Annotated in this window: 18 protein-coding genes and 2 tRNA genes; 8 read left to right on the forward strand and 12 right to left on the reverse strand. The window is 67.4% G+C overall.

What is annotated here, in order from left to right; genetic code table 11:
• Positions 1 to 78: 78 nt before the first annotated feature.
• The 5 genes from ACYVKL_RS07080 to ACYVKL_RS07100 all read right to left on the reverse strand — a co-directional run bounded on the left by ACYVKL_RS07080 (position 79) and on the right by ACYVKL_RS07100 (position 4,868).
• Positions 79 to 744, reverse strand: a complete 666-nt coding sequence (locus ACYVKL_RS07080; RefSeq protein WP_379169326.1) for a hypothetical protein — start codon at positions 742 to 744, stop codon at positions 79 to 81.
• 184 nt (positions 745 to 928) lie between these two features.
• On the reverse strand, positions 929 to 2,296 hold the full coding sequence (locus ACYVKL_RS07085; protein ID WP_379169328.1) for a flavin monoamine oxidase family protein: 1,368 nt from the start codon (positions 2,294 to 2,296) through the stop codon (positions 929 to 931).
• Between the two features lie 558 nt (positions 2,297 to 2,854).
• Positions 2,855 to 3,403: a DUF6817 domain-containing protein gene (locus tag ACYVKL_RS07090; RefSeq protein ID WP_379169330.1), complete on the reverse strand. Its 549-nt coding sequence runs from the start codon at positions 3,401 to 3,403 to the stop codon at positions 2,855 to 2,857.
• A gap of 331 nt (positions 3,404 to 3,734) precedes the next feature.
• Complete coding sequence (locus tag ACYVKL_RS07095) at positions 3,735 to 4,292, reverse strand: hypothetical protein (RefSeq protein ID WP_379169331.1); 558 nt, start codon at positions 4,290 to 4,292, stop codon at positions 3,735 to 3,737.
• A 24-nt stretch (positions 4,293 to 4,316) separates the two neighbouring features.
• Positions 4,317 to 4,868 (reverse strand): hypothetical protein, encoded by a 552-nt coding sequence (locus tag ACYVKL_RS07100; protein WP_379169333.1) that lies wholly within the window; start codon positions 4,866 to 4,868, stop codon positions 4,317 to 4,319.
• A 627-nt stretch (positions 4,869 to 5,495) separates the two neighbouring features.
• On the opposite strand from ACYVKL_RS07100, the gene ACYVKL_RS07105 reads away from it, so the two are divergent.
• Positions 5,496 to 6,332 carry a hypothetical protein gene (locus tag ACYVKL_RS07105; protein ID WP_379169335.1) on the forward strand — a complete coding sequence of 279 codons (837 nt, stop codon included), beginning with the start codon at positions 5,496 to 5,498 and terminating at the stop codon, positions 6,330 to 6,332.
• 360 nt (positions 6,333 to 6,692) lie between these two features.
• A complete protein-coding gene (locus ACYVKL_RS07110; protein ID WP_379169337.1) occupies positions 6,693 to 6,938 on the forward strand; it encodes a hypothetical protein in 246 nt (81 codons plus the stop codon).
• A 312-nt stretch (positions 6,939 to 7,250) separates the two neighbouring features.
• Here the strand turns inward: ACYVKL_RS07110 and ACYVKL_RS07115 are convergent, their stop codons facing one another.
• Together ACYVKL_RS07115 and ACYVKL_RS07120 are read right to left on the reverse strand one after the other, a co-directional pair.
• The gene (locus ACYVKL_RS07115) at positions 7,251 to 7,622 is read right to left on the reverse strand and encodes a DUF6221 family protein (RefSeq protein WP_379169339.1); all 372 of its coding nucleotides are present in this window, start codon (positions 7,620 to 7,622) and stop codon (positions 7,251 to 7,253) included.
• The gene (locus tag ACYVKL_RS07120; protein WP_357199130.1) at positions 7,619 to 7,753 is read right to left on the reverse strand and encodes a hypothetical protein; all 135 of its coding nucleotides are present in this window, start codon (positions 7,751 to 7,753) and stop codon (positions 7,619 to 7,621) included. Before ACYVKL_RS07120 ends, ACYVKL_RS07115 begins: the two co-directional genes overlap by 4 nt.
• Before the next feature lie 263 nt (positions 7,754 to 8,016).
• On the opposite strand from ACYVKL_RS07120, the gene ACYVKL_RS07125 reads away from it, so the two are divergent.
• On the forward strand, positions 8,017 to 8,382 hold the full coding sequence (locus ACYVKL_RS07125) for an excalibur calcium-binding domain-containing protein (protein ID WP_460771395.1): 366 nt from the start codon (positions 8,017 to 8,019) through the stop codon (positions 8,380 to 8,382).
• 27 nt (positions 8,383 to 8,409) lie between these two features.
• Here ACYVKL_RS07125 and ACYVKL_RS07130 read toward each other — a convergent pair.
• The 5 genes from ACYVKL_RS07130 to ACYVKL_RS07150 all read right to left on the reverse strand — a co-directional run bounded on the left by ACYVKL_RS07130 (position 8,410) and on the right by ACYVKL_RS07150 (position 10,907).
• Positions 8,410 to 8,485 (reverse strand) — tRNA-Glu (locus tag ACYVKL_RS07130).
• Between the two features lie 85 nt (positions 8,486 to 8,570).
• A tRNA-Met gene (locus ACYVKL_RS07135) sits at positions 8,571 to 8,647 on the reverse strand.
• Positions 8,648 to 8,987: 340 nt separating this feature from the next.
• Complete coding sequence (locus ACYVKL_RS07140) at positions 8,988 to 9,761, reverse strand: MerR family transcriptional regulator (RefSeq protein WP_379169343.1); 774 nt, start codon at positions 9,759 to 9,761, stop codon at positions 8,988 to 8,990.
• A 12-nt stretch (positions 9,762 to 9,773) separates the two neighbouring features.
• The gene (locus ACYVKL_RS07145; RefSeq protein ID WP_379169345.1) at positions 9,774 to 10,229 is read right to left on the reverse strand and encodes a VOC family protein; all 456 of its coding nucleotides are present in this window, start codon (positions 10,227 to 10,229) and stop codon (positions 9,774 to 9,776) included.
• 51 nt (positions 10,230 to 10,280) lie between these two features.
• Entirely contained in the window at positions 10,281 to 10,907 is a 627-nt protein-coding gene (locus tag ACYVKL_RS07150) for a TetR/AcrR family transcriptional regulator (RefSeq protein ID WP_379169347.1), read from the reverse strand.
• Between the two features lie 167 nt (positions 10,908 to 11,074).
• Here ACYVKL_RS07150 and ACYVKL_RS07155 point away from each other — a divergent pair, with 167 nt between their 5' ends.
• The 5 genes from ACYVKL_RS07155 (at position 11,075) to ACYVKL_RS07175 (ending at position 17,954) form a co-directional block, all read left to right on the forward strand.
• A complete protein-coding gene (locus tag ACYVKL_RS07155) occupies positions 11,075 to 12,472 on the forward strand; it encodes a lipase family protein (RefSeq protein WP_379169349.1) in 1,398 nt (465 codons plus the stop codon).
• Positions 12,473 to 12,491: 19 nt separating this feature from the next.
• A complete protein-coding gene (locus ACYVKL_RS07160; protein ID WP_379169351.1) occupies positions 12,492 to 13,271 on the forward strand; it encodes an META domain-containing protein in 780 nt (259 codons plus the stop codon).
• A gap of 80 nt (positions 13,272 to 13,351) precedes the next feature.
• Positions 13,352 to 13,906 carry a 3'-5' exonuclease gene (locus tag ACYVKL_RS07165; protein ID WP_379169352.1) on the forward strand — a complete coding sequence of 185 codons (555 nt, stop codon included), beginning with the start codon at positions 13,352 to 13,354 and terminating at the stop codon, positions 13,904 to 13,906.
• 181 nt (positions 13,907 to 14,087) lie between these two features.
• Positions 14,088 to 15,572: an Ig-like domain-containing protein gene (locus ACYVKL_RS07170; protein ID WP_379169354.1), complete on the forward strand. Its 1,485-nt coding sequence runs from the start codon at positions 14,088 to 14,090 to the stop codon at positions 15,570 to 15,572.
• 183 nt (positions 15,573 to 15,755) lie between these two features.
• Positions 15,756 to 17,954, forward strand: a complete 2,199-nt coding sequence (locus ACYVKL_RS07175) for a thiamine pyrophosphate-dependent enzyme (RefSeq protein WP_379169859.1) — start codon at positions 15,756 to 15,758, stop codon at positions 17,952 to 17,954.
• Positions 17,955 to 18,081 lie beyond the last annotated feature (127 nt).

Here is an 18,081-nt window from a genome sequence, read left to right on the forward strand (position 1 = left end):
GCCGCTCCGGCCGCGGCGCCCGGCTGGCTCTAGAGAACTCGAGTGCACGCTCATGCCGATGAGCGGCCAGTGCGGTCACTACGTACCAATATTGCGCTGCAACCGGCAGATTGGACCTCCAGCTCCGGTATCGAATTGCTCGGCCCGGGCGGATGCCAACGCAGCTACCTTCACGTGCAGATCCGGTGATTCTGACGTGACGCCTAGATCCTCCCTGAGGACTTGACGGAGCAACCACACCGCTTCTAGGACAGGGCCATCCAACCATCGATGCAACTTGTCCAGGCGCTCGGCTTCTGTTCGATCAACCGTGTTGTGAATGACCCGATATGTATTGGCCAGACACCTGTCAAGCTCGGCGGAAACCTCAAGCACTCGGTCCGGGATGACCATTTGCGCTTGGGCATAGATCTCGCGGTAGCTTTCGCGGGCGGCTTCGAGCCCGTCACGATCAGGTTGCCCACCGCGCTCCAGCTCTATCACACAGTGGTGCAGGTACATTCGATAATTCCGGGCCGCGGTGTTGAAGGCTGAGTACGCAGATTGCTTCTGCTCGTGCTGCTGCTCCATCCTTGACTGAAGCCGTTGTTCAGCGTGCTGATCTCGTTGAATCTCAGCATCAAGGCGTTTGCCACGAAACCCCGCCCACTGCGCGGCCACTGTCGCACCCAGCGTCCCAACAACTCCAACGCCTGCTACTGCCAAACCAATCAGCTCCGCTCCCACAGACTGATTATCAGTCATCACAGCTTCCAGTTGGTGACACACGTACGACTGGGAGCATCCGCTCATGCCGCTGACCGCGCTGACCGAACCGGCCAGCCCGGAGCATCGGAAGATCAACGGGCAGAGCGCCGTACGACCGCCGGCAGCGCGCGCTATTGCCGAAGAGCGTGCGCTACGGCTCTGGCCTTACGGGCGCTGAAATCTACCTCGCCACAACGCCTTCGGCGGCCATTACCTCTGCGGCGGCACGTTCCCCCGACCGCACCGCACCGTCGATCCAGCCGCACATGATCGCCGAGCTCTCGCTCCCGGCCCAGTGGATCCGCCTGCAGGGGGTGCGTAGCGCGTGACCGAACTCGGTGAGCACACCCGGTGGCGCATGACTGATCATTCCGCCGCCGGAGTAGCGCTCGACCGTCCAGTTCTGCTCGTGGTAGCTGACCGGGGACGAGGCCTTCGCCCCGAACCGGTCGACCAGTTCGTTGATCACCACAGCTTTGCGTTCCGCTGGATCGAGTAGCCCAAGCTTGCGAGCCGCGGGACCTTCGGTGATCACGCACATGATGCCGGGAGTGCCGGTGTCCGTGCAGGCGTCGATGGTCAGAGTGGCCGGGCTGCCGGGCGCGGCCGACTGTCCACACAGGCCGTCAGCGCGCCAGAACGCGGTGTTGTAGACGACCGAGATCTTGTAGACGGCACCACTGGGCATACGCCGGTGCAGGAAGGTGCGGTCGACGGGAAGCATTGGCTCGTAGGCGATTTGCATGGCGACGGCCAACGGCACGGCGACGATCGCGTGCCGAGCGCGGACGGTGAGCCGCTCGGAGTGGACGCTGACGCCGTCCTCGTCCTGCGCAATGAGGTCCACCGGTCTCGAAAGATGCAGCGCGTCACCGAGTTCGGCGGCCATCGGCCCATAGATCGCACCCATACCGCCGTGCACCCTGGCGTCCTGGGCGCCGTCCTTGTTGGAGATGACGAACACCGGCCCGCCGCCCGAGCCCATCTGGTGCAGCGCCCACAACAACGACACCTCCGAGGCGGCCGAAGTGTAAATGCCGGCCAAGGCCATGTCGAGCATCTCACGCGCCTGGTGGGAGTGAATATTTCGACTCAGCCACTCCCCCAGGGAGATTCGGTCCCACTCGCCGGCCTTCTTGGCCTCCCACGGAGCGTCGAACGGGATCGACTTGCACATCTGCTCGACCTCGAACAGACCGGCTCCGAGGTTGGCGATCGCCCAAGGGCTCATCGCCCAGGGAATGGTGCCGGAGTAACGGTGCTTCTTGCCGTCGACGATCATCATCGCGTCGCCGTCGACATACTCCTTGTATTCGGTCACACCGAATTCAGCCATCAGGGCCTTGATACGGTCCTGCCCGGGGCCGACCCACGCGCCGCCGCGATCGATCCAGGTCCCGTCGGGCAGGAACTCGGTGAAGGTGCGCCCTCCGACCCGGTCACGCGCCTCCAGCAGAGCGACCGAGCGGCCGGCCTGCTTCAGCCGCAGCGCGGCGGTCAATCCCGCAAAACCCGCCCCCACGACACAAAAATCGACATCGCCTGCCATGAGTCGCCCCTTCGTCCAGAAGTTCCGCACTCGCGCCACGTGTCCCCGCCATCACGTGAGGTGACTCGCCCAGCTCGTCGATCGCAGGGTCTGGCATAGCCAAAGTACGCCGCGCGCCAGTCTCAGTATCGGGATTCGCAGGAAATCTACGCATGTGAGGACGTGCCCCGCGTGTTCGAAGCCTTCACCGCCTGGTCGAGCACGTTCACGGTGAAGCTTCCAGTGGCCGGTTGGGTGAGGGCGGCTGACCAGCCGGCTGGCGTCGTCGCGTTTGCGGCGAAGGAAGGTCAGGGTAAGGTCGATGCCTTCGATCTCACCGAGCCATCCTTCGTCGTATGCGCGGTGGCGGAGTTGTCGAAGGTCGGTTTCAATGTCGTTGAGCCTGTGAATAATCATTCGTGGTTCGACGTGGAGCATGGGACATGCGGATACAGGCGTGTTCGTGGCTGCACGGTGTGGCGTAGGGCTCGCCGGTTCCTTATCACGGTGCCCACGCAGCGATGCCGCGTACTGAACGCTTCCGATGATTGGCCAGGTCGCGGGAACGGGCCGGGGCAATCAGGGAAGTCCCCGAAGCAGGGGAATGTCGGGCCGCGCTGCGGCGGCAAGCCAGTGGTCCGCGGCTGTCGCGAGATCGTGTAGCGCCGTGCCGTGCCGATCCGCGAGTTCCGCATTATGCGTCATCACGTCGATCTCGTTGGCGAAGGTGAGTGCGACGAACGCCCGAGTGTCAGCGTCGTCGAGGTGGACGGCGGAGCCGGTGAAACGGTCGGTGAGGGTGAACGGCTCGGAGCCTGCGAACTGCGGGTACGCGAGATCGCGCACGCAGGCGCCGTAGCAGTAGACGAGTTCTTCGGCACGTCCGCCGATTATGTGCACCAGCTCGCCACGCCGGCCAGGGGTGATCAGGTGGTCGGCGAATCCTGCGGTGCCGTATGCGGCATGGGCGAGTCCCGCCAGTGCGATCTCGGCTGGCTGTCCCCAGGACTGGAGCCGCCGCGCGACCCGGTTCAGATGATCGAGCAGGGTGCCGCCGGGATGTGCCATCGTGACGGCCCCGTGGCTCCTCAGCCAGTCACGAGCTGCATCGAATCGGTCGTCGGTCATGGACACCTCCGGACGTCAGTGGTCGGTGGCCGCTGCGGCTCACCGCCTCTCGCGTCCAAATCTACCCAGCACAACAACCGGATTCAGCCTGTCGGCCAACCGCGGCTTTCTCGCGGACCAGCGCCGCGGTGGGTTGGGCTGACGCGGCGATGCAGTTTGTTCGGTCGGCTGAAAGCGGCTTTCCCTGGATCGAGAACCCCGCGCGGTGCACGCGGCTTTCGCGGGCCCCATCGATCGCCTGACGAGCCCGGCCGGATAGGGCGGGGCGGGCCGACAGCTCAGGTTCCGATCGTGCCGATATCGCACACGTGATACCGGCACTACACCGGTATCAGAGGGAGGCGAGCTGGCAGGGCTTCGCCGCGGCGCTGCCGGCGGCGGCTGCGCCGCTGCTGCCAGTGGCCGCGGCATTGGCCGGGCCGCCGTTGGCCACGCCGGTGTCGAAACTCTGCGTGCCGGCGCCGACGCTGCCCGTGACGAGATCACGCACCATCGTGCTCGGCGCGGAGACCGCCGGGCTGTAATCGGCCCCGGCGTTGCTGGTGACGACCCCGTTGCTGTCCATCTCGACGGCCTCGATGTGGAATGAGGTGTAGGCGCAGTCGAGGTTGAATTCGCTGTAGTAGCCGAGACTGTCCTGGAAGGGGTTGAATCGTCCGTTGCTGTAGCCGAGCGGGCTTCCGTTGACGGTGATCCAGATCGGACCGGGATCTGTCACCCGGACGAACACGTGCGGTTGGGTGCACGCGCCGCCGGTCGCCGGGGCCGGGCAGGCCACGCTGATGAAGTTGATGGCGGCCGACGCGGGTGTCGCGGCCACCGCGAGACTGGCCGTCGCGGTGAGGGCCAGAGCTCCGAATCCCTTGCCCATCAGTGCTTTCCAGTGCATTCTGAAGTATCTCCTAGCTCGGTCTTACCCGACGACGTGGCAACCGTTCATGGCGGAACTGCCGGTGGCTACCGCATCGCTGCTGCCGGCGCGGGCGAGTCCGGGCGCGACGCCATTGGAACTGCCGTTGTAGAAACCTTGGACCCCGGCACCGAGACTGCCTGTCGTGAGGTCGCCGAGGATCACGCTCTGCCAGTTGTACTTCGGTGTGAAGTCGGCTGAGCCCTGGCTGATCGTGGCGCCGTTCGCGTCCTTCTGGGTGGCGACCACATGGAACGGCGTGTAGATGCAATCGAGCCACAGTTGTACGTAGTATCCGCCGGTACTGTTCGCCACCGGGGTGAAGGCGCCATTCCCGAGCGCGTTTCCGTTGAGCGTGATCCATACCGGATTCGAATCCGTCACTGTCACGAACACATACGATTCGGTGCACGGCCCGTCGACTCCGCCGGCCGGACAGTACGCTCCGACGGCGGTGATGGCGGCCGAAGCCGGTGCTGCCGGTATGGCGAGGCCCGCGGCCACGCCCATCGCGAGCATCCCGATTCCCCTGCTGCCCAGTGCTTTCCAATTCATTACTGTGGAGTCTCCTTGCTTGATCCAGGCATGATCGCCCGGACGAGCGCAGCGTAGCCGCCGGTGGAACCGCTTTGAATCAGATTCGTTTCACAAATATTGGGGCGTTGACAGCACCGGCTTGACAATGCCTACGGCAACCGCGCCGTCTACGGCGTGTGCATCGATGAAGTCCGAAAGCTCTGAGGCAGGCCGTATCGCGCGGAGACTTCTCCAGACACACTCGCGACATCGTGACATGCCGCATACCGCGCTGACCGAACCGGCCAGCGCGGCGCGGCGGAAGATCAACTGGCCGTGCCGATCCGAGGCAGGCGGAACGTCCGCAACTGCCGAGTTGAGTGTGATGGGCCTATTCATGCACCGATCGCTTCTGGAAGGCAGTCTTCGCCAATTCGGCTGCCTTAGTGCACGTTTAGGCCCATGATCACTTCGAGCTGGCAAGTTGCGGCTAGACACGCTCATGCCGCTACCCGCGCGCTCTGCGCTGCTGCAGGGCAGTAGATCCTCGGTCGATCCGGGCGGCGCCGGCGGCTGGATCGTCGTTGCGGCCCGCTTCGGTCGGCCAATCATTGACCGCGGCTTCTTCCGGGGCGGGTGGCGGGTGGGCCCGTAGGCTAAGGCGGTATGACGCTCGACCAGGTCGTGGCCGAACTCTACGGGCTCTCGCCCGCCGAGTTCGTGGCCGTCCGCACCGAGCGGGTGCGGCAGGCCCGCGACGCCGGGGACAAGGCCCTGGCCGACGCCATCGGCAAGCTCCGGCGGCCGACGGTCGCCGCGTGGGCGCTGAATCTGCTGTCTCGTGAGGCGAGCGATCAGGTCCGTGCGCTGCTGGAGGTGGGCGACGCTTTGCGCGATGCTCAGCGCCGCCTGTCGGCCGAACAGCTGCGTACCCTCACCACACAGCGGCAAAAAGTGGTCAACGTCGTCACCCGCAAGGCCGCCGAGCTGGCCGCGGGCCGGGGCCGGCACCTGACCGAACCCGTCCTGCGCGATATCGGCGCGAGCCTGCAGGCGGCCCTGGCTGATCAGTCGGTCGCCGACGGGCTCCGCACCGGAACACTCACCGCCGCAGCCACTTACGAGGGATTCGGCCCCGCCTCGCTGATCGCGATTCCCAGCGAGGCGCACCGCAGCTTCCGAACGCGCTCGGCGACAGCCCATCCCGCCGAGGACCGCCCTGAGAGATCGGCCACGCGGACTCCTCGGCGCGCTGATCCCACCGCTGCCGACGGGCCCGCCCGCGCCGCCGTGACTTCCGCCCGATCCGCCCACGACACCGCGGCCGCCGATCTCGCTGATCTCGACGACCGCATCGAAGCCCTGCGTGCCGAGCTGACCGAAGCCGAACACCGCCACCGATTCACCGCCGCCACCGAGCGTTCGGCTCGCGAAGCCCTGCAACGTGCCCAGAAACACCTGGACGGTGTCGAACGCCGCGTCGAACGTGCCCGGAAGCAATGACTCCCGGCGCCTGAGCGGACCCAGGCCATATCGAACGCGCAGCGATCAACGTGCGGGGCAGGGTCGAATGCGGTGTCACGCCACTCGAACATCACGTCACCTTGTTTCTGACGTTCCGGCCGTTGAGGTCCCCGAACTGGGAGACGACGGGGCTCGGTGGCACCGACTCCAAGATTCCTGCACCGTGGGCGAACTACGGCGGGTCGACCACCTACTGCGCGGGCACGTGGCATGCTCTGGTTTCCATCCTCGGTAAGTCGGGAGGAAGCGGCAGCTTCGACTGCTCCGACGTGTCCGGGAATATCGATGTGCACGAGAGTGAATGCGATCGCAGGACGTAGCCGACCGAGGAAGGGAACGATGCCCGACAACCACACCCGGCCCGACACAGTGGTGATGGCACCAGAATTGCTCGCCAACTACCGAGAGCAGCTGGACTCGCTCCGTCACCAGCTGGGCGTAATCCTCGGCAGCCAGCACCCGAGTGTTGGTCTGTTGCGTGAGGCAACGGAGAAGCTGAGCGAACCGGGCATACTGCTGAGGCGTCGCCCCGATCATCCCGCCGGTTACAGCCCTTCCGTTGTCGGCCCCGGCAAACAGGTCTGATCAACGCGGAGATCCTCGTGTCCGCGCACCTTCAACCGCGGCTGCGATGGCGGCCGTGACCAACACGATCCGATGTGCCCGGACCCGGCTGTTCTGGTGGCGCTACCACCTGACTCGCGTGCTCACACCGCAGCGGCACGGGATCCGCCGCCACCGCTGGGCCCTGCCGCTGGCGTACACCCGCAGCCTCCAGGCGGGCGACAACGGCGCGGCGATCGGCGTGGACCAGAGCCAAGGGCTACCGACTCGACGTCATGTACAGGCGGCGGGACGTACGGCCGGCCACCTCCTGCGTCGACTATCGGGAGCCAGTCAATGCCGATCGAGCGCCCACTCGGAGCGGTAGTCACGGTGATCGGACCAAATGGCAGCGATCGAACGTACGGTCGGGCAGGGCCAGGCCACCGAATCGTGGGTGCATCGGCGGTCTGCGTCCGGGGTGTGCTCGTGGAAGATCAGCCGCAGCACTGCCAGTTGTCGCAGAGTCTCGTGCGGGGTCAATGCGCCCGGGATGAAGACCTCCGATGGGGCGCTGCGGACGCCTTTGGGGCGTACTAGGCGCACCCACTGGTATTTGATTTCGCGGCCGCTGTCGCGGAAGTCGTGTTCGAGATTCTGCGCGAATTCTGCGGCTGCCTGCTGCCGGTTGATGCGGCGTGCGATGAATTCCTCGATGGTCATCATCGCCGGACCAGCCAGACCGTGGTCGCGGCCACCACCAGAGCCGCCCACAGCACCCAGTAGATCGAGGTCGCGTGTGTGGCGACCAGCACCGCGGCGGCGACGGCGAGCACAACGACCGTGGAAGTGCGCATGATCAATTGTCTCTCATCGCGCCCGGTATGCCACGAAGGCCCGGGTACTGGGGACATATAGTGCCAAGCGGTTGCTGAAAGGTGTACAGCCGCAGCGATTCAGCGCAGGGTCTCCGACCATGAACAGCCACATTTTGCGATTGCTACCTCGCAGCATCCCGGTAATCGCCGCCGCCACGGTCGGCACGGCACTGATGGCGGGCTGCGGACCGGCGTCATCGTCTCCCGCAGGTGTCACCACCTGGCCGGCGACTACGGTCCGAGTGACCACGACCACCGCACCTCCCAGCAGCACGACACCGACGCCGACGACCACGGTCACCTCGGAGCTTCCGACGTTGAGCACGGCGGCCGACCCCGTGCTGCCGCCCGCTCCCGTGCCGTTCGTTGCCCCCGCCCCGACGACGCCGGCCGCGCAGCCGTCCGTCGCCCCCGAACCGGTTCCCGCACCCGCACCCGCACCGCCGCCCGCTGCTGCCCCAGCGCCCCAGACCACCAGCGCGCCCTCGGTGTACTACGGCAGTTGCGCCGAGGCCAAGCGGGCGGGTGCGGCGCCGATTCGACGCGGGGAACCCGGCTACCGATCCGGGCTCGATCGCGATGGCGACGGAATCGCCTGCGAGAAATAGGTTCTCGCACGCGAAAGCTGACTCGAGTGACGTAGGTCGGAGTCGAACCGACGTGGTTCCTGAGTGAAAATCAGGCTGCCCATCCCGACAGAGCAACTACGCCATGAGTCCGGCCGGATGGAATCGAACCACCTGTGCCCGAAGGCGGGAGGTTTACAGCCTCCGTGCACACCATGTGCTCGACCGGTTGGTGGCGGTGGCCGGATGCGAACCGACGACCTGTGGATTATGAGCCCACCGCGCTCCCTGACTGCGCCACACCGCTCCAACGGTCCGCCATATGGCGGACCTTGCGGAAGACAGAGAACTCGAATCCCAAGCCCGGAGGCTCAACACCGCTAGCAACGGGTTCCGGCCGGCCCGACCGGTTTATCTTCCATCGCGGAAAGCTGAGGAGTCGAACCCCCGGGACACAATGCCCGCCTCCGGTTTTCAAGACCGGCTGGCCCCCACAGGCCGGAACCTTCCATCTTCACCGCCGCTCGGTCGAGCGTGCGGTGTAACCACATTCGCAGGATCACCGACGCTATACAACCGATTTTCCGGCCGCCCGTTTCTGGAAGCTCCATTCGGCGAGGGCGACGCGGTCCTGTCCGTCGTGGGCGTCACAAGGAGCGGCGTACGTATTCCTTGAGCGAATCTCGTACGAAGGCAGCGCAATTCGGGTTGCCGTAGGCGGCGGCGTAGCGGGGATCGTCGGCGTACAGGTCGGCCATGGCGGTGACCATGGCGATGGAGCGGTCTCGGTCGCCGTTGGCCAAGGGGGTGCCGGGGATGGTGCGGAACCAGGCGATGTGGCGGGCGGCTTGGGATTGGGCGGGGGTGGAGTCGGGGGTGTGGCCGGATTTCCAGGTGGTGATCCAGGTGGCGATCATGTCGTCGAGGTCGCGTTTCCATTCGCGTTGTTGTTGTAGGGATTTGGCGTGCCACCACTGGTTGCTTGCCTCGAACGCGGCTTCGCCCCAGCGGGCGATGACTTCGTCGCGGTAGGGGTCGTTGAAGCCTTCGAGCATCATTTGGAGGGAGCCTTCGGCGCCTGCGCGAGTATCAATAGTGTGGCGTAGGGCCCGGATTCGGTCGTCGATCCGGGCGCGTTCGGCTTCCAGGAATCGGAGGTGGGCCAGGAGCGCGGTGTCCTCAGCGTCGGTCGGGTCCTCCTCGGACGGGCGGTCGAGGATTTCGGCGATGGCGGGGAGGCTCAGGCCGAGTTCGCGCAGCAGGAGGATGCGCTGGAGGCGGGCGACGGAGTCGGTGTCGTAGTAGCGGTAGCCGTTGTGGCCTACTCGGGCGGGTGGGAGGAGGCCGATCTCGTCGTAGTGGCGCAGGGTGCGGCTGGTTACGCCGGCGCTGTCGGCCAGTTGCTGGATCGTCCACTCCACGAAGGTCTCCCGTTACTGCTTGCCGGCCCAGTCGCCCTCGAATGTGGCCGCCCACTGCTTGGCCTCGTCGAGTTCGGCCAGGCGGGGTGCGGTGAGGATGACGCGGTTGCCGTCGGGGTCGGTGATGGTGACATCGCTGGTGTACCACGCGGTGTCGGCGGGGCCGGTGATCGTCACGCCGGGGAAGGCGCGCAGGGTGGATGCGAGGGTCGCGAGGTCTTCGCCGCCCGCGGAGAAACTGATTGTGGTGCTGCCGGCAATGGGCTCTCCGGGGACGAGCAGCAGGTCCTGGTACTTCATGCGGCGCAGGTGCACCACCGCCGGGCCGTTCTCGCCGGGAATGGTTGCCAGCGCGACGAATCCGGCGGCCTCGTAGAACGCCGTCGTGGCGGCGATGTCGCGCACCTGGAAGGTGGCGAACATGGGCATGGGGTAGATGGTGCGGTCGATGGCGGGGTGTTCGCTCATGGGGTCGACGGTAGGAGTTGACGTAGCGGCAAGGTCAACTCCGGCGCACCGTCAGTTCGGGGCGGCGGTGTGGGCGGCGTAGACCGCGAGCATGTCCTCGACCAGGCGCAGCACGGTGACGTCGAGGTCGGGGCGTTGGTAGACGCCGCGGACCACGGCTTCGCCGGAGAACAGGTGCAGCATCATGAAGAAGATGGGTTCGCGGAGGTCGGCGGGGAAATCGGCGAGGACACCGCTGGCCTCGAGCGCGGCGACGATCTCGCGGTAGTAGTTCTCGGCGATGGGGGCGATGCGGTCGCGGAGTTCGGTGTCGGAGCGGGCGGCCAGAAAGATCTCGCGCAGCGAGTGGGTGTGGGTGGACTGCTGGGCCTGGCGCAGGAAGCGGAGGGCGACGTCGAGCGGATTGTCCTGGGCGCCGAGCTGTTCCATGGTGACGCGGTAGCCGACGAGCTGGCGGGCGAAGATCTCCTCGGCGGTGCGCACGATGAGGTCCAGGCGGGTGTCGAACTGGCGGAACATGGCGCCGGCGGATAGTCCGGCGCGGCCACAGATCTCCTGCACGGTGGTGCGCTGATAGCCGACCTCACCGATGGCCGCGATGGTGGCGTCCACCAGCTTGGCCACCGTGGCTGCCCGGCGCTCCTGTTGGGTGCGCCGCGGGCGGGAAACTTCGCTCACGACACCCCATCCTGCCCCGTGAACACGCGCAGCAAACATCCGGCCCGGGGTGACCGTTGACACATTCGCCACGGCCGACGTAGGGTCGCCGCGCAACTTAGGAAATATCCACTCTCTTTCTTGAGCGGTGGGTACGCGGCCGCCGCAGCGGCGTGGAGGAGTTCGATATGACAGCGGGGACCAGGACGATCGTCCGGGCGTGTGTGGCGGTCGCGGCGGGGATGACCGTGGCGATCTGCCCGGCGGTGACAGCGGCGGCCGACCCGGTTCCGGTGCAGCCGGGCCTGCCGTTTCCGATCCCGCCCGCACCGCCGTATCTGGATCCGGGCTTCTACCAACCGGATCCGGCGCGGGTGGCGGCCGCGCAACCCGGCGAGATCCTGGCGGCGCGGCAGGTGACGCCGGCCAACCTGTGGGTGCTGCCGCTCAATGCCGACGCCTGGCAGCTGTCCTTCCGCAGCACCGACACCCGCGGCGGCCCGATCGCGGCGGTGGCCACGGTCGTGGTGCCGCATCGGGCGGCGCCGAGCGGACAGCGCGGGCTGGTCTCGTTCCAGATGGCCGAGGATTCCCTGTCGGTGAACTGCGCACCCTCCTACACCTTGCGCACGGGGTCGCTGCCCAATCCGCTGAATCCGGTGATGGAAGCCGAATTCGTCGAGGTGCAGGCCATGTTGCAGCTCGGGCACGCGGTGGTGATCCCCGATCACGAGGGCCCGAACGCGGCCTACGCGGTGGGACCGCTGGGCGGGCGCATCACCCTCGACGGGATTCGCGCGGCCGAACGCTTCGACCCTGCGGGACTGCCCGGCACCGACACCCGCGTCACCATGTGGGGCTATTCGGGCGGCGCGATCCCGACCGCGCACGCCGCCGAACTGCAGCCGACCTACGCATCGGAGATCGATCTGGCCGGGGCGGCCGCGGGCGGTCTGATGGCCGATATCCGCGCCGCCATCGACTACAACAACGGCACCTCGAGCTTCGGCGGCGCGGTGCTGGGCGGGCTGTTCGGGGTGGCCCGGGAGTATCCGCAGGTGGATCGGTTCATCGCCGACCACATGAACCCGCTGGGCAAGGCGGCGCGGATGGTGCACGAGAACCAGTGCGTGGCCCTGCAATTCGCGGCGTTCCCGTTCGTGAACATCAAGGGCCTGTTCGACTATCCCGGCGATCCGATGCTGGCGCCGGAGATGCAGCCGGTGCTCGACGAGCTCAGCCTCGGGCATCGCGGGACGCCGACCGCACCGCTCTACATCTACGAGGGCACCTTCGACGAGGTGATGCCGCTCAACGCGGTCGACAACACTTATGACATTTACTGCCACGACCCGCGCGCCCGCGTGCAGTACACGCGGGACCTGTTCAGCGAGCACGGCATCGCGGCGGTGTCGAATACCGCGAGCGCGGCGCTGTGGCTCAACGATCGCCTCAACGGTGTTCCGGCGCCGGAGGGCTGCCACAACCGCGACGTCTATTCCGGCATTCTGGACCCGGGTGCGATCACGGCGTTCGTGAACACGATCGGGCAGACCCTCGCGTCGGCGCTCGGGATGCCAGTGTAACGGCCGTACGATCGGGCGCATGCCGGCAACTCGTATTCCGATTCTGCTCGCACTGACCGTCGTTGCCGCCGCGGGCTGCTCGTCCAGCAGCGGCACCGAGAACCCGCCCGCCTCGCTCACCGGCCGCACATTCGTCTCGACCGCGGTGTCGGGCACCCCGATTCCGGGTGGCGGGCCGCTGACGCTGACCTTCGTCGAGGGCGGCCGGATCTCGGCGACCTCGGGCTGCAACACCGCCAACGGGCACGTCGACCTGCAAGGCAACACCTTGCAGGTCGGCGAACTGGCCTCGACGATGACGGCGTGCCCGGGTGATGTGATGGGCGCCGACGAATGGCAGGCCGGGCTGCTGCACTCGCAGCCGACCTGGACCCTGTCCGGTGACACCCTGACGTTGAAAGGCAACGGCGCGACGGTGACCATGCTCGACCGCAAGGCCGCTCACCCCGACAAGCCACTGGTCGGCACCACCTGGGTCGTGAACACGTTGCTGCGCACCGACGCCGAGGTGCGTTCGGTGACCCTGGACGAGGTTCGCCCCACCCTCACCATCACCCCCGACGGCAAGGTGTCGGGCACCGCGGGCTGTAACACCATGACCGGCTCGGCCGTGATCGATGGCGACGACGTCACCTTCACCATCGCGACCACCCGCATGATGTGCGCTCCGGAGGTGATGGAGGTCGAGCAGCAGGTGCTGGGCGCGCTGGACGGAAAAACCAAGGCCACCATCGATTCCGACGTCCTGACCTTGCGCAATGCGGGCAACAACACGGGGTTGAAGCTGCGCGCGGAGTGAGTCCGGTTCCGCCCGACCCCCGCTGAGGCCCCTGAAAATCGTTGTCGCCGGACGGTATCGGCGCGCTAGCGTCCGGTCGCATGAATACGAGATTCCTGAATGTGGTGGATGTGGAGGCCACCTGCTGGGAGGGCCCCAATCCGCCGGGGCAGCCCAGCGAGATCATCGAGATCGGGCTGTGCGTGCTCGATACCGTGACGCGGGAGCGGGTGAGCCGGCACAGCATTCTGGTGCGGCCCGAGCATTCCTCGGTGAGCGAATTCTGCACGCAGCTGACCACCCTTACTCCGGAGCAAGTGGGTGCGGGCATCACCTTCGCCGAGGCGTGTGCGCTGCTGCGCACCGAATTCCATGCGGATTCGCGGCCGTGGGCCAGTTGGGGCGATTACGACCGCAAGCAGTTCCTCGCGCAATGTGAGGGGACGGGGGTGCGCTATCCGTTCGGCAGTGTGCACACCAATGCCAAATTGGCATTTTCCGCCGCCCGCGAGACTCGGCGCCGGTACGGGATGGCGGGTGCGCTGCGGCTGGCGGGGTTGCCGCTGGAGGGGACCCATCATCGCGGCGGGGACGACGCCTGGAATATCGCGGCATTGATCGCCGACCTGATGGGAAAGGGTGCGTGGCCGCTCTGACGCTTTGTGCCATTGCCTGAAAACACTGCGCGAGAGTGCGTTTTATGTATGGCCGACTGACAACAGAATATTGTGAAATAGCCACATTTTAGTGTTTCTGATGGACGCCCCGGCGACCCTAATGTTCACTCACGCCGAGGACCAGCTCCGCGTGCGTAGCCCATCGAACACTAGGAAATCCATGGCACACAGAGTAATTGCACGCGGCGTGGCCGCCTGCGCCGCGACCACCACCGCGGCGGGCGCGCTGGCACTGTTCGGCGCCGGCGTGGCCCAGGCGGACGCGGGGACGATCACCTGGAGCGACGGCTCCTCGCAGTTCACCCGCACGGTCAGCAACACCACTCCCGCCGAGGGCGACACCGTCACGGTCAGCACCAAGTTCGAACGCACCAGCTGGACCGACGAATTCATCTACAACATCAAGGACCGGCACGCCGCGTGCCTGACCTACGTCACGGGCTCGGCCAAGATGACCGGCAACGACGGCGACTACCCGTATGCCGATCCCGAGGTCAAGGCCGATGAGGGCAACGGGTACGGGTATGTGCGGGTGTCGTTCGGCGTCACCGACTGGTCGGTTCAGAACCGCCCCGGATTCCACCGCTCCCCCATCTTCACCGTCCAGTACAAGGTCGGCCACGACTGCGCCCGCGGCGCGGCCCTGACCAGCGGCATGGACTACGGCGGGTCGCTGGGGTCGGGCAACTACGGCACCAAGGGTCCCTCCATCACGGTCGGCAAGAACGCCACCACCACCACGCTGGCCGCGGTCAGCAATGCCCGGGTCGGGGTGGCGACCACGTTGAGCGCGACCGTCACCGGCGGCTCGGCCGGCGACCCGGTCGACTTCTACGACGGCACAACCAAGATCGGCTCAGGCACGCTGGACGCGGCCGGTACGGCAACCTTCCAGTGGACCCCCGCGGTGAAGGGCGACCACACCCTCTCCGCCCAGTACGTCGGCACCGCGGCCGCCGGCGGCTCCAAGTCCGCGAACGTCACCGCGCAGGTCTCCGAGCAGAACGCGACCTCGACGGTGAGCCTGGCCGCCGGTTCCGGCGCGCAGGTCGGCAAGGCGACCACGCTGACCGCCACCGTGAACCCGGCCGCGGCGGGCGGCACCGTCGAGATCAAGGACGGCGACACCTCCCTGGCCATCGTCCCGGTCGGCAACGACGGCACCGCCGCCTACCAGTGGACCCCCGCCGCGGCGGGCGCGCACACCCTGACGGCCGCCTTCTCCGGACGCGACGGCGTCACCGGATCCTCGACCACCACGCAGGTCAGCGTCGCCGAGGCGCCGGTCCAGAACACCGCCTCGACCACCACGCTGGCCCCCGTGTCGGGTGCGCAGGTCGGCAAGGCGGTCGCGGTGAGCGCGACGGTCAAGCCCGGAACCGCCGGTGGCAGTGTCACTTTCAAGGACGGCAACACCGTCGTGGGCACCGCCCAGGTCTCCGGTGACGGCACCGCCACCATCCAGTGGACCCCGGCCACCGCGGGCCAGCGCACCCTGACCGCCGAGTACTCGGGCGCGGGCACGGTGAACGCCTCCTCCGACCGGGCCTCCGTGGTGGTCTCCGCCGCGCCGGGCGCGGTCGACACCGGCAGCGGGACGGGCAGCCTCGGCTCGCTGCTCGGCGGCACCGGCTCGAGCAAGTAGCACGGCGTCGCCGGACGGTTCACTCCCGGCCGTCCGGCGACATCGTGAAAACCGCCTCCGGCCGGGCTGATTCGCGGCAGTCCGGCCGGACTGGCCGACGGATCCGATATTGCCGCAGGCGACGCCGCTCGAGATCTACGCTGAGTTCCCTGCGGAAACGACACGGGCATTCGGGAGGGTGTCATCGACGACGGTGCAGCGGCTCTGGATCAGTGGTTTCGCGCGGAAACCGCCGCGACGACGCCGGGACCGGCGCGCGCCCCGCAGGACACGATCGACACCGCCTCCGGACTCACCGGCGAGCGCTGTCTGGAACTGTTCGACAGCCAAGCCACCTCCCGCCACCTGGACCTGGCCGCGCGGCGACTGGGCCGGGAAGGGCGCGGGTACTACAGCATCGGATCGTCGGGCCACGAGGGCAATGCGGCGGTCGCGGCGGCATTGCGGGTCACCGATCCGGCGCTGCTGCACTATCGGTCGGGCGCGTTCTTCGTGGAGCGGGCCCGGCGGGTGCCCGGCCTGGATCCGATCCGCGATGTGCTGCTCGGCGTGACCGCCGCGGCGGCGGACCCGATTTCCGGTGGGCGGCACAAGGTTTTCGGCAGCAAACCCGCGCACATCATTCCGCAGACCTCCACCATCGCCTCGCACCTGCCGCGCGCGGTCGGGCTGGCTTTCGCCCTCGATCGGGCCGCCCAGCTGCATCTGCGCACCGAATGGCCGGCGGACGCGGTGGTGGTGTGCAGTTTCGGTGACGCCTCGGCCAATCATTCGACCGCGGCGGGGGCGATCAATACCGCGATCCACACCGCGCATCAGGGTGTGCCCATGCCGATCCTGTTCGTGTGCGAGGACAACGGCTTGGGTATCAGCGTGCCCACCCCGCGCACCTGGATCGAACAGGCCTACGGGACCCGCCCCGGATTGAAGTACTTCGACGCCGACGGCACGGACCTGCCCGCAGCGCTGGCGGCGGCGACCGCGGCCGCCGATCACGTTCGCGCCCACCGCACACCGGCCTTCCTGCGGCTGCGCACCGTGCGCCTGCTCGGACACGCGGGCTCGGATGTCGAATCGGCCTACCGCCGCGCCACCGATATCGCCGCCGACCTGCGGCGCGACCCGGTGACCGCCACCGCGCGACTGCTTGTCACCGCGGGGGTCGCGACGGCCGACGAGGTCATCCGACGCTACGACGAGATCGGCGCTCATGTCGCCGAGGCGGCCGAAAAGGTCAGCCTGGAACCGAAATTGAGCACGGCGGCCGAGGTCACCGCGCCGCTCGCGCCGGCCCGACCGGCACTCGTACGCACCGACGCCTTGCGCACGGCGAACTCAAACGTCTCGGAGACACCCCCGGATTCAGGCGAGGCTCTCACCCTGGCGCAGGCGATCAACCAGACCCTCGCGCAGTTGCTCGCGCGGGATCCGGATGTGCTGGTGTTCGGGGAGGACGTGGGCCGCAAGGGTGGGGTGTACGGGGTCACGAAAGGCTTGCAGCAGAGTTTCGGCGGGCGAAGGGTTTTCGACACCCTGCTCGATGAGCAGAGCGTGCTCGGCACCGCGCTCGGGGCGGGCCTGGCCGGGTTCGTGCCGATTCCGGAGATCCAGTATCTGGCGTACGTGCACAATGCCGAGGATCAGTTGCGCGGGGAGGCGGCGACGCTGTCGTTCTTCTCCGGCGGGCGCTACCGCAATCCGGTGGTGGTGCGGATCGCGGGGCTGGCCTATCAGAAGGGGTTCGGCGGCCACTTCCACAATGAGAATTCCCTTGCCGCGCTGCGGGATATCCCCGGTCTGGTGCTCGCGGTGCCCTCCCGCGCCGATGACGCCGCGGCCATGCTGCGCACGTGTGTAGCAGCGGCGCGGGTGGACGGCCGGGTGTGCGTGTTCGTGGAGCCGATCGCGCTGTATCACACGCGGGACCTGTATCGCGGCGGCGACGGCGGCTGGCTGGCGCCGATTTCCGGTGTGCGCCATGCCGAGATCGGGCGGGCCCGGGTGTATGGCGCGGGCGCGGATCTGACGATCGCGACCTTCGGCAATGGCGTGCCGATGAGTCTGCGGGTGGCGCGGCGGCTGGCCGAGCGCGGCATGCATGCCCGGGTGCTGGATCTGCGTTGGCTGGCGCCGCTGCCGGTGGCGGATCTCCTCGACCATGCGCGTGCCACCGGGCGGGTGCTGATCGCCGACGAAACCCGCCGCAGCGGAGGCGTTTCCGAGGCGGTGTGCACGGCGCTGCTGGATGCCGGATTCGAGGGCCGGATGGCGCGGGTCACCAGTGCGGACAGTTTCGTGCCGCTGGGTCCGGCCGCGAACACGGTGCTGCTGGACGAGGCGGCGATCGAGGCGGCGGCGCTGGCGTTGGGCCGCGACCGGTGACCGCGGGTGAGGCCGGGCCTGCTCGCTGTGCTGCCCCGCCTCACCCGTGGTCGACGCCGGTTCCGGTCGGCGTCCCGGTGCCGTCGATGAGTGCGACACCCGGCTTATCTACGTATCAACTACGTAG

The sequence above is a fragment of the Nocardia tengchongensis genome (genome assembly GCF_054781395.1).